At 70.7% G+C, this 13,619-nt stretch carries 10 protein-coding genes and 1 riboswitch; of the genes, 4 read left to right on the top strand and 6 right to left on the bottom strand.

Going from position 1 to position 13,619, the window contains the following annotated elements:
• Window positions 1–556: 556 nt before the first annotated feature.
• A complete protein-coding gene (locus ASF18_RS04060) occupies window positions 557–2,569 on the top strand; it encodes a PAS domain-containing protein (protein WP_244472569.1) in 2,013 nt (670 codons plus the stop codon).
• Between the two features lie 76 nt (window positions 2,570–2,645).
• On the opposite strand, the gene ASF18_RS04055 is transcribed toward ASF18_RS04060, so the two are convergent.
• Together ASF18_RS04055 and ASF18_RS04050 are read right to left on the bottom strand one after the other, a co-directional pair.
• Window positions 2,646–2,984: a hypothetical protein gene (locus ASF18_RS04055; protein ID WP_056221935.1), complete on the bottom strand. Its 339-nt coding sequence runs from the start codon at window positions 2,982–2,984 to the stop codon at window positions 2,646–2,648.
• A gap of 387 nt (window positions 2,985–3,371) precedes the next feature.
• A complete protein-coding gene (locus ASF18_RS04050) occupies window positions 3,372–3,665 on the bottom strand; it encodes a succinate dehydrogenase assembly factor 2 (protein ID WP_056349717.1) in 294 nt (97 codons plus the stop codon).
• A 236-nt stretch (window positions 3,666–3,901) separates the two neighbouring features.
• On the opposite strand from ASF18_RS04050, the gene recG reads away from it, so the two are divergent.
• Complete coding sequence (gene recG, locus ASF18_RS04045) at window positions 3,902–6,049, top strand: ATP-dependent DNA helicase RecG (protein ID WP_056349714.1); 2,148 nt, start codon at window positions 3,902–3,904, stop codon at window positions 6,047–6,049.
• 289 nt (window positions 6,050–6,338) lie between these two features.
• On the opposite strand, the gene ASF18_RS04040 is transcribed toward recG, so the two are convergent.
• The 3 genes from ASF18_RS04040 to ASF18_RS04025 all read right to left on the bottom strand — a co-directional run bounded on the left by ASF18_RS04040 (window position 6,339) and on the right by ASF18_RS04025 (window position 9,407).
• Complete coding sequence (locus ASF18_RS04040) at window positions 6,339–6,782, bottom strand: DUF190 domain-containing protein (protein ID WP_056349712.1); 444 nt, start codon at window positions 6,780–6,782, stop codon at window positions 6,339–6,341.
• Entirely contained in the window at window positions 6,779–8,185 is a 1,407-nt protein-coding gene (locus ASF18_RS04035) for a voltage-gated chloride channel family protein (protein ID WP_056349710.1), read from the bottom strand. The genes ASF18_RS04040 and ASF18_RS04035 overlap by 4 nt, the downstream gene beginning before the upstream one ends.
• Before the next feature lie 22 nt (window positions 8,186–8,207).
• Window positions 8,208–8,286: riboswitch (Fluoride riboswitch) on the bottom strand.
• 341 nt (window positions 8,287–8,627) lie between these two features.
• Complete coding sequence (locus ASF18_RS04025; RefSeq protein ID WP_056349706.1) at window positions 8,628–9,407, bottom strand: DUF502 domain-containing protein; 780 nt, start codon at window positions 9,405–9,407, stop codon at window positions 8,628–8,630.
• Between the two features lie 208 nt (window positions 9,408–9,615).
• On the opposite strand from ASF18_RS04025, the gene ASF18_RS04020 reads away from it, so the two are divergent.
• A complete protein-coding gene (locus ASF18_RS04020) occupies window positions 9,616–9,879 on the top strand; it encodes a hypothetical protein (protein WP_056221917.1) in 264 nt (87 codons plus the stop codon).
• Between the two features lie 160 nt (window positions 9,880–10,039).
• Here ASF18_RS04020 and ASF18_RS04015 read toward each other — a convergent pair whose 3' ends face one another.
• A complete protein-coding gene (locus ASF18_RS04015; protein ID WP_056349704.1) occupies window positions 10,040–10,786 on the bottom strand; it encodes a Crp/Fnr family transcriptional regulator in 747 nt (248 codons plus the stop codon).
• Window positions 10,787–11,350: 564 nt separating this feature from the next.
• Here ASF18_RS04015 and ASF18_RS04010 point away from each other — a divergent pair.
• Window positions 11,351–13,615 carry a TonB-dependent siderophore receptor gene (locus ASF18_RS04010; protein ID WP_244472581.1) on the top strand — a complete coding sequence of 755 codons (2,265 nt, stop codon included), beginning with the start codon at window positions 11,351–11,353 and terminating at the stop codon, window positions 13,613–13,615.
• Window positions 13,616–13,619: the final 4 nt, after the last annotated feature.

Genomic DNA, 13,619 nt, shown 5'->3' with positions numbered 1-13,619 from the left:
CTTCCCGCTGGCCCAGCGACGGGTCGGACGGCGGGGGCATTTCCTCCCCCGGCGCGCCGCCCTGTGCCGAGCCGGCGGTCATAGCGAGCCGTCGCCCGGGGCGGCAGCGACCGAAGCCACCGACGCGGGCACCGCCCCGCCGCCCCCAGCCCGTCCGGTCGGTCTCCGGTCGGGCTCCCGATTCGTACGGGCGGCAGGTCGGAAGATAGGGACACGAATTAGGAATATTGTCAAGACCTTTCGCGATCCGGCCCCGCGTCGGGCTCGCCCGCCCGGTGGATCGACGCTTGGCAGATCGACGTTTGGCGGATCGACGTTTGGCGGATCGGCATTTGGGAAGCCCGTCGGGCGGGGCTGCGCGGCGGCCCGGGCCGGTCCCTCACCCGGTCAGGCAAGGCGCCCTGTGCTGCCCAGCAACAACATTGTTTAACCTCATCGATGAATGTCGAGATCGCGACTCCGTGAAGCGCATCGCGTCAAAGATTGAAGGTGTTCGAGTCCTCGACTTTAAGATGTTTCGGGTTTGCTTAATCAGACTCTCGTAGGACGGGTTCGGATGCGGGCTGCGCATCGTGGGGGGCCCTCCGTGCCGTTCTTCGACACCGATCTGCGCGCGCTGATGGCCGCCATCGACAGGTCCCGGGCCCGCATCGAGTTCACCCCCGACGGCACGGTGCTCACCGCCAACGACCTCTTCCTCGACCTGATGGGCTACACCCTCGCCGAGGTGACGGGAGAGCCCCACGGGCGCTTCGTCTCCCCCGAAGAGCGGGCCAGCGAAGCCTATCGTGCGTTCTGGGACGCCCTGCGCCGCGGCGAGCCGCAGACGCGCGCGTTCAAGCGCTTCGCGAAGGATGGCCGGGCGGTCTGGATCCAGGCCACCTACAACCCGGTCCGCGATCGCGCCGGGCGCGTGACCCGGGTGGTCAAGCTCGCCACCGACGTCACCGCGGAGGTCCTGCGCAGCATCGACCACGACGGGCAGCTCGAGGCCCTGCAGCGCTCCCAGGCCGTCATCGCCTTCGCCCTCGACGGCACGATCCTGGAGGCCAACGCCAATTTCCTGGCCGCGGTGGGCTACACCCGCGACGAGGTCCAGGGGCGCCATCACGGCCTGTTCGTGGATCCGGACGAGCGCGCGGGGGCCGCGTACCGCGCGTTCTGGGCGGATCTCGGCCGCGGCGAGTTCCGCTCGGGCGAGTTCAAGCGCATCGCCAAGGGCGGCCGCGAGATCTGGATCCAGGCCACCTACAACCCGATCCGGGACCGGGACGGGGTGCCGGTCAAGGTGGTCAAGTTCGCCACCGACATCACCGCGCAGAAGCTGCAGGTCGCGGACGCGATGGCGCAGCTGGCGGCGGTCAACCGCTCGCAGGCGGTGATCGAGTTCGCCCCCGACGCGACGGTCCTCGACGCCAATGCCAACTTCCTGACGGCGCTCGGCTACGGGATCGAGGAGATCCGGGGCCGGCCGCACGCCCTGTTCGTCGAGCCCGGCTACGCGCAGACGGCCGAGTATGCCGCCTTCTGGGACCGCCTGCGCGCCGGCCGCTTCGCGTCGGGCATGTTCCAGCGCTTCGGCAAGGGCGGCCGGCCCGTCTGGATCCAGGCCAGCTACAACCCGATCTTCGATCCCGCCGGCCGCCTGACCAAGATCGTCAAGTACGCCACCGACGTCACCGCCAACATGGAGGCGCGCTCCGTCGCGGTCGAGACCGCCGAGCGCACCCTCGACAACGTCCAGGCGGTCACCGATGCGGCCGACGTCATGAACGCCTCCGCGCGGGAGATCTCTCGCAGCATGGCCCAGTCCAAGACCGTCGTGGACGACATCCACGGCCGGGCCGGGGAGGCGGATGCCGCCACCGAGCGGCTCCGCGGCGCGGCCCAGGCGATGAGCGGCGTCGCGACGATGATCACGGACATCGCCCAGCAGATTAATCTCCTGGCCCTCAACGCGACGATCGAGGCGGCCCGGGCCGGCGAGGCCGGGCGCGGCTTCGCGGTGGTGGCGACCGAGGTGAAGACCCTGGCCGGCCAGGCCGCCGCCGCCACGAACCGGATCAGCAGCGAGATCGCCGGCATGCAGGCGGTCTCCAGCGAGGTCGCCACCACCCTGGCGACGATCACGGCGGCGGTCGGCACGATCAGCCGGCATGTCGACGGCGTCACCGCCGCGATGGATGAGCAGGCGCAGGCCACGGGCGCGATCCTGGCCAGCATGCAGCAGGCGGCCGACGGGGTGTCGCGCATCAGCACGGGCCTGGACGACTGGACCATCGGGATGGAGGAGCGGCGCACAGAGCGACGGACGCGCGTCCTCCTGCGCGCCGCGATCCGCCTGCCCGGCGGCGCGCGCCTCGCCTGCACCATCCGCGACCTGACGCAGGGCGGGGCGCGGCTGCATCTGGGCCAGCCCGCCCAGGTGCCGGATCGGTTCGCGGTCGTCGTCGAGGCGGATGGACGCGAGTTCGACTGCGCCGTGCGGCATCGGTCCGGCGCCAGCCTGAACGTGCAGTTCCTGTCCTCGGCCGACGGACGATCGGCGGCGCACGCCCACGGTCGGTGACCGAATCTCCCCGGGACGGGACCCTGCCGGTGCGGATCGGGCGACGAAGTCCGCTCGATCCACGCCCGCCGGCGCCTCAGTCCACGTGGACGGCCAGCTTCATCTTCGGGTGGACGCCGCACAGGACGAGGAAGTCGCCCCGGTGCGGGAACACCATCGTGGTGCGGCTGCCGGGGGCCTGGTCGCCGAAGTCGCGGCGGACGCCGTCCGCCTCGATATAGGCGTGGTGGACGGCCGTCGCCTCGTCGTTGGACAGCACGATGGAACCGCCGGCCTGCAGGGTGACGGCCTGGAAGCCGAATTGTCGGGCTTTCTGGATGACGATGCCGGCGACGTTCGAGGCATGGGCGTAGGCTTGGAGGCCCCCGAGACAACAGGCCAGACCTGTTGCATACGCGAAAACGCGCCGCTTCATCAAAGATCCCATCATCCAGGCTCGCGCGATAGTCTACTTTTATGTTCTGCGCCGAACAGTAGATCGTGAAAGTTTCAAAAGCATTGCACCCTTGATCTCGCCGAAAATTTGAGCGGGTTTGGTTGATTCGGAGTGGACTATCGCGGTCGTTTTTTGGGTATCGGCGCGCACGTCTGCGGATCTACGGTCTGCCCCGATGATCGACGGCAGGAAAAGCACCTCTCGGCCGGCGCTCTTCTTGTGTTTTCAGCTCCGACGCTGACCGGCCTCGACCGATCGACGGTCTTCCCACGACCCCGGCGTCGATGCCGGGGCCGGCGAACCCGATGCTCGGGAATCCGGTGGCGGGAAGTCGGGGGCGCTGACGGGTCGCGCGCGCGCCGATCCCTAGTGGATCGGCGCGTCGTGCCTGTGGAAGACCTTGAGGCGGCGATAGACCGGGGTGTCGTAGTTCGCGGGCGTCGCGTCCTCGCCGGTGAGCCAGCGGAACAGGTCGCGGTCGGGCACCTCGATCAGGGCCTCGAAGGTGGTGAGCTCCTCCTCCGTGAGGGTGCCGATCTCGGCATCGGCGAAGCGGCCCATGATCAGGTCCATCTCGCGGATGCCCCGGTGCCAGGCGCGGAAGAGGGTGCGGCGGCGGCGCGGATCGAGGTCGGCGCTGGTGCGGGTGGTGCCGGACATGCGGTCAGCCTGTGATGCGGGGATCCCGGGATGCCGTGATCCTTGGATCGGGGGATCCTTCGGATCGTGGCAGCCCCGGCCCGGCCCCGGTGCGTCATCCGTCGCGGGACCAAGCCTTCCAGGCGGTATATAGAGTCAGCGGCCCGCGCCGCCATCCCGCCCGGGCCGTCCGGTTCCGCCCGGGTCCTGCCCCCTCCTCCGGATTCCCATCCGCCCGTTTCCCGCCCCCGAGCCGCATGACCGAGCCTGCGTCCCGCCAGCCCCTGCTCCGCCCGAGCGTCCTCGATGCCCTCTTCGCGCCCGCGCGCGGCCTTCCCGGCATCGGGCCCAAGATGGCGCCGATGATCGAGCGGCTGCTCGGCACCCCCGAGCAGCCGGCCCGGATCGTCGACCTCCTGTTCCACCTGCCGCAGGGCGGCGTCGCCCGGCGCCTGATGGGCTCCATCGCCGAGGCGCCCCCCGGCGAGCCCGTGACCCTCGGCGTCACCGTGACGGGCTACCGGGCGCCCCAGCCCGGGGCGGGCCGGCGGCCGTTCCGGGTGCTGGTGGAGGATGCCACCGGGGACATCACCCTGGTGTTCTTCGGCATGCCCCAGGCCCGGGTCGAGAAGATGCTGCCCCTGGGGAGCCACCGCTACATCACGGGGCGCATCGACCTCTGGGACGGGCACCGCCAGATGGTCCATCCCGCCCGCATCGTCGACGAGGCGGGGCTCGCCGCCCTGCCCACCGTCGAGCCGATCTACGGCGCCACCGAGGGGCTGACCTCCCGGGCGATCTCGAAGCTGGCCCATGCCGCCCTGGATCGCCTGCCGGTGCTGCCCGAGTGGCAGGACCCGGCCTGGATCGCCCGCGAGGGGCTGCCGGCCTTCGCCGACGCCCTGCGGGCCGAGCACCGGCCGGAGGTGGCCCCGCCCCCCGTGCCCGAGGGCGGCGGCGCGGCCCCCCGCTCCCCGGCCCGGCGGCGCCTGGCCTACGACGAGCTCCTGGCCTCGCAGCTGGCCCTCGCCCTGATGCGGGCCCGCAACCGCCGGGCGCCCGGCCGGGCCAATGCGGGGGACGGGCGTTTGAGCGGCCGGATCGAGGCCGCCCTGCCCTTCGGGCTGACGGGGGCGCAGAGCCGCGCCGTGGCCGAGATCCGCGCCGATCTCGCCTCCGACCGGCGCATGCTGCGCCTGCTCCAGGGCGATGTCGGCTCCGGCAAGACCGCGGTGGCGCTCCTCGCCATGGCCTCGGCCGTGGAGGCCGGGCGCCAGGCCGCCCTGATGGCCCCCACCGAGATCCTGGCGCGCCAGCACTTCGAGCGCCTCGCCCCCCTGGCCGCGCCCCTGCGCCTGCGCCTCCTCACCGGGCGCGACAAGGCCTCCGAGCGCCGGGCCACCCTGGCGGCCCTGGCGGCCGGCGCGGTCGACATCGTCGTCGGCACCCACGCGCTGTTCCAGGACAGCGTGGTCTTCGCCGATCTCGGCGTGGCCGTGGTGGACGAGCAGCACCGCTTCGGCGTGCACCAGCGCCTGGCTCTGGGCGCCAAGGGCGCGGCGGTCGACATCCTGGTGATGACGGCGACCCCCATCCCCCGGACCCTGGCGCTGACCTGCTTCGGCGACATGGACGTCTCGGTGCTCGACGAGAAGCCCGCCGGGCGCCAGCCCATCGCCACCCGCCTCGTCTCCAACGACCGCCTCGACGAGGTGGTGGCGGGCTTGGGGCGGGCGCTCGCCGCCGGCGACCGGGTCTACTGGATCTGCCCCCTGGTGGCGGAATCCGAGTTCGTCGACCTCGCCGCGGCGGAGGAGCGCTTCGGGGACCTGCGCCACAGCTTCGGCGACGCGGTCGGGCTGATCCACGGCAAGATGCCGGGGCCCGACAAGGACGCCGCCATGGAGCGCTTCCAGCGGGGCGAGACGAAGATCCTCGTCTCCACCACGGTGGTGGAGGTCGGCGTCGACGTGCCGGAAGCCAGCATCATGGTCATCGAGCATGCCGAGCGCTTCGGGCTGGCCCAGCTCCACCAGCTCCGCGGCCGGGTCGGGCGGGGCGCGCGCGCCTCCACCTGCCTGCTGCTCTATCGCGGGCCGCTGGGCCAGGTCTCGCGGGCGCGCCTCGAGATGATGCGCGAGACCGAGGACGGCTTCCGCATCGCGGAAGAAGACCTGCGCCTGCGCGGCGAGGGCGAGGTGCTGGGCACCCGCCAGTCGGGGATGGCCGCCTTCCGCCTTGCCAGCCTGGAGACCGACGCCGAACTGCTCCAGGTGGCCCGCGACGACGCGCAGCTCGTGGTCCAGCGCGACCCCGGCCTGACGAGCGCGCGGGGCCAGGCGCTCCGGGTGCTGCTCTACCTGTTCGAGCGCGACGCGGCGATCCGCCTGCTCGGGGCGGGCTGATGGGGGACAGCTGACGCTGGGCTCGCCGCAGCGAGCGTCCGGGACGGGCGGATTTCCGCCGATCCGCTTTCGGTCAATTCATCACGGATCACAGCCGTTCGTTTGCCGGGGATGGCAGGCCTGCGCAGATCCTGGTCGTCACGTCGGTCAGTCTGGTCCTGGCGGAGGGGCGCTTCCCGATCCCATGAGATCGTCTCGGGCGAACGAACGAGACCGTCGCACGTCCGAGCGTTTGTCAGGGACAAGGGGAAACCGGTGATTCCGAAAAGACGAACGCCAAGCAAGGAAACTAGATCGCGCCCGGTCGGGGGAACGGCACGGTCGCCGCGTTCGGCGCTGTCTCGTGACCCTTGCCCGTGATGACGGATCCGACCGTCCAGTGCTCCAGGGGCTGGTAGACGACGACCTTGCCCGCGAGCTGGCCCCCATGCCGGGCGCAGAACCGTTCGAGCTGATCGCGGCCCCCGATCAACTCGACGCACATCGTCAGTTCGGGATTGGCGGACTCCGCACCGTCGTCGAGGACAGGGCCGTGGTTGCTGTAGCCGTGATGGGCGTGGTGGGCGACGGCGTTGATGAGCCCCTCCGCCTTGGCCTGGGCGACGAGCTCGCGATAGAGCGGCTTACCGCGCAAGAACCATCCGGTCCGCCCGGTGCCCGCCCGGTCGCGAGGCTTCATGTAGATCCGGATCATGCCTGTCTCGGTTGCGACCACGCGATGCGACGGGTTCATGACGGCTCCTTGTGTCCGGGATGATGGGAGTCGGATCGGGGCTCGGCGGCCGGAACGCGGGCCGTGCGGGCCTCGCGCAGGGTTGCGCCACCGGCAAGGCCCGTCGTCGCCTTCGGGACGGCGATGCGCTGCGACAGGTAGATGCCGTTGTGGCCCGAGCAGAGGTAGGCGAGGAAGCAGGCGACGGCGAGGTAGACTCCGTGGGTCGCGCCGAAGAGCTCGATACCCAGCAGCGTGCAGGCGAGCGGCGTGTTGGCGGCGCCGGCGAACACCGCGACGAACCCCAGCGCGGCGAACAGGTCCACGGGCGCGCCCAGCCATCCGGCCAGGGCATTCCCGAGCGCGGCCCCGATGAAGAACAGGGGCGTGACCTCGCCGCCCTTGAACCCGGCGCTCAGCGTCACGACCGTGAAGAGGATTTTGAGCAACCAGCTCCAGGGATGGATGTCCGGACCGAAGAAGCTGGTGATGGTCAGCCCGCCGGGTTCGGCCGCCGAGACGCCGAGGCCGAGGTAGTCGCGCGTGCCGAGGGCGTAGACGAGGCCGATGACCGCGAGCCCGCCGATGACCGGCCGGAGCGGTCCGTACGGGATGCGGCGCTTCAGCCATCCGCCGAGGAGATGGTTGGCTTCCGCGAACAGAAGGCCGACGAGACCGAACGCGACGCCGGCCACGACGACCTTCGCCAGCAGCACCGGCTCCACCGTCAGCGCCTTGGCGCCACCGGCGAGGAAATCGACGTGGTAGAGCCCGTGGTGGATGCCCCAGGCCTGGCAGGTCCAGTCACCGATCACCGCCGCAAGGAGACAGGGCACCAGGGCCGCATACTCGACGCGCCCGACCGCCAGGACCTCCAACGCGAAGACCGCCCCGGCAATGGGCGTGCCGAACACGGCGCCGAAGCCGGCGGCGATGCCCGCCATCAGGAGGACCCGCACCCCGGCGGCATCGACGCCGAACATCCTGCCGAAGGCGCTGGCGAGGCTGCCGCCCATCTGGACCGCAGTGCCCTCGCGGCCGGCCGACCCGCCGAACAGGTGCGTGACGATGGTGCCCAGGAAGATCAGGGGTGCCATCCGGAGCGGGACCCCGCCGTCCGGATCGTGGATCTCCTCGACGATGAGGTTGTTGCCTGCTTCCACGCTCTCACCGAACAGGCGGTAGAGCAGGCCGACGGCGAAGCCCCCGACGGGGAGCAGGAACAGCAGCCAGGGACGGTCGAAGCGTGCCTGGGTCGCCGCGTCGAGGCTCCACAGGAAGGCGGCGCAGAGCGTACCCACCGCCACGGCCATCGGCAGCAGGATCGCGGACCAGCGCGCCACGGAGATCGCATGCGACCGGCGTGTCCGCAGGAAGCCGATGAGGTCCAGGTCGTGAAAAAGGTTTTGGAACGACGCGCGCATGACTCCTCCGTTCGCAAAATCGCGAATCGTAGGAGTCATCAGCCGCATCGAGGATCGGCGGTTCGGCTCAAGGCCCGGCAGACACCATTACCGTTCCCGACATATGTCGCCATTGCCTCTCGATGGTCAATCCCGGAGGATCGATGGAGGCCGAAGGCGATGGAACCTGAGAACAGGTCGGCCAGCGGTGGCAGGCGCGGCCGTGCCAACCCAGGGGCACCCTCCCTGACCGTCTCCCGGCTCGCAGCCCTGATCACCGGCCAGGTGGCGTTCACCGAACTCGTCCTCGCCATGTCTGCGATGCGGACCACCGCCGACCGGTTCGGATGGCCGGGCGACCGCCTTCGGGTCCAGCGCGCGTTCCCTTGAGCGGCCAGGGTCGGGTCGGTCGCAGACGGCACCCCGCGTCAGCTTTCGACCACGGGGAGCCGGGGGGGCCGGCTCAGGCGTCGGCCTTCGGCGCGCCGTGGGCGGCCCGCAGGCTCGCCGCCATGGCCTGGAACTTGGCTTGGGAATCCTTGGCTTGAGAATCCCTGGCCCCCGGATCCTCCGGCTGGATCACGCCGGCCGACATCACCAGCTTGGCCGCGTCGTCCACGCTCATGGCGATCTCCACGATGTCGGTGCGGGGCAGGTAGAAGAAGAACCCGGTGGTGGGGTTGGGGGCGCAGGGCAGGAACACGCCGACATGGTCGCCCCCCGGCGCCAGGGCGTTCTGCACGTCCGGGGCGGCCGGCGCGGACAGGAACACCACCGACCAGGTGCCCTTCACGGGGAATTCCACGAGGCCGACGGTGCGGAACGAGGTGCCGTTGGCGGAGAACAGCGTCTCGAAGATCTGGCGCAGGCCCTTGTAGAGCCCGGAGATCACCGGCGTGCGGGCGAGCAGCACCTCGCCGAACTCGACCACGCTGCGCCCCACCAGGTTGGCGGTGAGGAAGCCCAGCAGGGTCACCGCCACGAAGGCGATGAGGAGGCCGAGGCCCGGGATCGAGAACGGCAGGTAATGGTCGGGCAGGTAGCTCGCCGGCACCAGGGGCTTCACCCAGCCGTCGATGAGGCTGATGAACCACCAGGTCAGGTAGATCGTGATGGCGAGCGGCCCCGACACGATGATGCCGGTGAGGAAATAGGTCCGCAGGCGGCCCCGCGCGCTCACCCGCGGGCGGGCGCCGGCCTCGGGCTCGGGTGGGGGAAGCGGGGGGGACAGGGTGGGTGCCACGGATGCACTTTCGGCCGGGGGGACGGCGTCTCGGAGCGCCCTGCGCGGAACGCCCCTGCCCCGCGCGGCGTGCGGAGCCGGGGTTCCGGCAAGCTTGGCCCCCGTCCCAAGAGGTAGCCCCTGTGCTCCCGCGGCTCAAGACCGCGTCCGCGCCCCGTGCGACGGGTCGCGTTGCGGCCCCGCCCCCCGGGGGCCTATGGAAGAGCGCATGACCGAGAAGCTGACGATTCGCGCCCTGTGCGACCTGGGCCTCATTCCCGCGACCGAGGTGACGGCGGCCGTGAACGCCTACATGGCCGACCCGATGGCGCCGCCCTTCGTGTTCGGGGCGGGCTACCGGCTGAACCTCGGCAAGGCCATCCGCCGCCATCCCGGCGCCAACGACTTCGTCCTGCGCAGCGGCGCCGGCCCGCAGCTGAAGCGCCCCTTCGTCGAGGCCGCGATCTGGGAGGCCCGGCCCGACCGGGGCTGAGCCGAGCCGCGCGCGTTCTCGGCCGCGGACGTTCTCAGCCGCCCAGGATGGTGGCGAGGACCTGCCGGGCGCGCGCCCGGTCGGCGCGGGCCGGGGCGGCCTCCGCTCCGCCGCCCCCGGCGGGGATTGGCCCCTGGCGGGGATTGGCCCCCGGCGGGGATCAGGCCCCGCCGATCAGCCGGGCGTACTCGGCCTCGGCGGTGCCGTAGCTTCCGTCGGCCAGGGCCCGCAGCGCCGGGCGGTCGAGGATGGTGATGCGCCCGCGCCGCGCCCGGATCAGGTTCTGGCCCTCGAGGTTCTGCACCGCGAGGGTCGTCCCGGAGCGTCGCACCCCCAGCATCAGGGCCAGGAACGCGTGCGTGATGGCGATGTCGTCGCCGTCGATCCGGTCGTGGCACATCAGCAGGCAGGCGGCCAGGCGCACCTCCAGGGTGAAGGTGGCGTTGGCGAAGGCGGTCTCGCCCAGGTGGACGATCTGCACCTGGACGAAGCGCAGCAGCAGATGGCGCAGGGACGGGCTCTGCCCGACGGCCGCCAGGAGCGCCGGGGCGTCGATGGCGAGCAGGCGGCCGGCGCTCTGCACGAAGGCGTGGTGGGGGGTCCGATCGCTGTCGAGCAGGATCGGCGTGGCGCCCACGAGGCCCTCCCGGCCCACGAGGCCGATCTCGACCCGGCCGGCCGAGGCCTCGGTGACGATCGAGACGAATCCGCTCTCGGGAAAGTACAGCCGCTCGACCGGCTGGTTGGGTCGGATCAGCAGCTGGCGGAGCGCGCCCGCCATCGGCTCCAGGTGCGGCGCGAGCCGCGCGAAATCCTCCGGCCCCATCGCCCGCAGGAGCCGGTTCCGCACCGTGGCCTGCCGGACCGGATCGGGTGGCGAAGATCTCGGCTGTGACGGATCCGGCATGGCGCTCCTCCCAGGACGGCAAGAGCGCGCGCGGTCTCCTCAACCGCCCGCGGCGGGATGCGACCGACGGTTCTGAGATGGAGTTGTGGGCGCGCGTTTCAAGTATCCGTCCGGGTCTGCATGGTCTCTCGGCAGACGTCGGACATCCTGTTTCGGTGCGTGGACCGACGTTCGGGATCTTCCCCGGAGATCCTCGGGGACAAGCCGCTCCCGGACCGCGCCGCCGGAGCGCGGCCCGTCCGGGGTCCCCGGATCGACGCCCCCTCCGCCGGCTGTGCGCTTTGGGTCGCGGTGCGGGTTTTTTCGCAGAGGGCGGGATTAAGGGTGGTGTCCGCGCGGTCTGCTCATCTCAGTTCCAATCTGGAATAAGTAAAAAACATATCTCTTGCAGATGAATTGGGAATCCTGCCAAGACGTTTTGGTGCTTCCGAAAGTAAGTCAATTCACGTCTGCGGTAGCGCCTTCGTACTCACCCTGGAATGGTCTTTGGCTGTGAACTGCTTTGCGTCGCATGAGCGTGCCCGTCCCGTCGCCAGAGCAGCCCATCGCTGTCTCTTGGTCACGCTGCTGTCCGGCGTTGCTGCGGTCGGGTTCGCGCTCCGGGATGCGCAGGCGCAGAACGCCACCGACGCGGTGACCCTCGACACCCTCTCGGTGGAGGGCGCCGGCGCGGGCCGGAACGCCTCGGGCAGCCAGCCCGGCGGCGCGGTCGGCCCGGTGCCCGGCTACGTCGCCACCCAGAGTCGGGTGGCCACCAAGACCGACACCCCGATCCTGGAGACGGCGCAGTCGATCTCGGTGATCGGCCGCCAGCAGATCGAGGACCAGAACGCGCTCACCATCAACCAGGCCCTGCGCTATTCGCCGAGCGTGACCACCGAGCAGCGGGGCGGCGCCGGCGCCACCCGCCTGGAGCAGTTCTACATCCGCGGCTTCACCGCGCCGCTCTTCCTCGACGGCCTCGCCCTGCCGGGCAGCCGCGACGCCTCGGCGAGCATCGATCCGTTCCGGGTGGAGCGCATCGACGTCATCAAGGGCCCGGCCTCGGTGCTCTACGGGCAGTCGGGCCCCGGCGGCATCGTCAACTTCGTGTCCAAGATGCCGCGCTTCGTCCAGCACGGCGAGATCTTCGTCCAGGGCGGCGGCTTCAGCGAGGTCCGCGGCGGCTTCGACATCGGCGGCCCGATCCCGTCCGCGGCGGGGCCGCTGGCCGACCAGTTCGCCTACCGGGTGATCGGCCTCGGCTGGAAGGGCGACGGCCCGGCGGTGACGACGGAGGTCGAGCGCGTGCTCATCAACCCGAGCGTCACCTGGCGGCCCTCCGCCGACACCTCGCTCACCCTCATCGGCAACTACCAGCGCGATCCGTTCTCGGGCTTCTACGGCGGCTTCCCCGCCGTGGGCACGGTGTTCCCGCGCAACTTCGGCGGCGGCGTCACCGGCCGCCTGCCGGTGGACTTCTACGACGGCGACCGCAACTTCGAGCGCTCGGACCGGACCCAGGCCTCGATCAGCTACATCTTCGATCACGACATCAACGAGGCGCTGCACGTCCACTCGGCGGCGCGCTACCTGCGCACCGAGGGCGATTACCGCAGCGTCTACAGTGCCTTCAGCGAGAATACCGGCCCCTTCAGCAGCGGGCCGCTCATCGACCGCTCGCGCATCGCCACCCGGGTCGGGATCGATGCCTACACCATCGACAACAACCTCGTGGGCAAGTTCGACACCGGCCTCTTCGCGCACACCGCCCTCGTCGGCGTGGACTACCGGAGGTTCGAGACCCGCACCCTGTCGACGGCCTTCCCGGCGGCCCCCAGCCTGAACGTGCTGGCGCCCGACTACGCCATGACCATCCCGACGCCGCCCTTCACCACGGATGCGCGGATCACGTCGGAGCAGACCGGCCTCTACGTCCAGGACCAGATCAAGTTCGACCGCCTCGTCCTCACCCTGGGCGGCCGCTACGACTGGGCCAGCAATTTCGGCCCGACCCGGAGCCTCACGACCAACGTCGTGACCAACCAGGACGTGCCCTCCGAGGCCTTCACCGGCCGGGCGAGCCTGCTCTACCGCTTCGACAACGGCGTCGCGCCCTACGTCTCCTACAGCGAGGCCTTCGAGCCCATCACCGCCGGGCGGATCTTCGACGCGAATTTCGGCTCGGTCGGCCGCATCCCCGATCCGATCACCAGCGACCAGTTCGAGGCCGGCATCAAATACCAGCCGCCCGGCACCGACATCCTGCTCACCGCCGCCGCCTTCGACATCCGCCGCTCGAACGCGACCAACGCCGATCCGGTCAACCGGAACTTCGTGGTGCAGACCGGGGCCGTGGGGGTGCAGGGCCTGGAGTTCGAGGCGCGGGCCAACCTGGCCGAGGGGCTGAACGTCATCGGCGGCGTCTCGGTCATCGACGCCCGCACCGTCTCCGACATCACCACGACCCTCAACCAGGTCACCAACCAGCAGGTGCCGCTCCGGGGCCGAGTCCCGGTCCAGATCCCGGACACCACCGCCTCGCTGTTCGTCGACTACCGCTTCACCAGCGGCCCCCTGCTCGGGCTCGGCCTCGGCGGCGGCGTGCGCTATCTCGGCTCCTCCTGGGGCGACCCGGCCAATTCCTTCAAGGTGCCGGAAAGCGTCCTCGTGGATGCCGTGCTCACCTACGACCTGAAGAACCTCGACGCGACGCTCAACGGCTTCACGATGCAGGTCAACGCCCAGAACCTCCTCGACGAGCGCTATGTCACGGGCTGCTTCAGCTACTCGAGCTGCTTCTACGGCCTGCCCCGTACCGTCTACGCCACCCTGCGCTACCGCTGGTAACGCG

The organism is Methylobacterium sp. Leaf89 (assembly GCF_001422215.1).
Taxonomy (GTDB): domain Bacteria; phylum Pseudomonadota; class Alphaproteobacteria; order Rhizobiales; family Beijerinckiaceae; genus Methylobacterium.
Note: the sequence above shows the minus strand (reverse complement) of the source record. Positions and strands in the feature narration are given on the sequence as shown.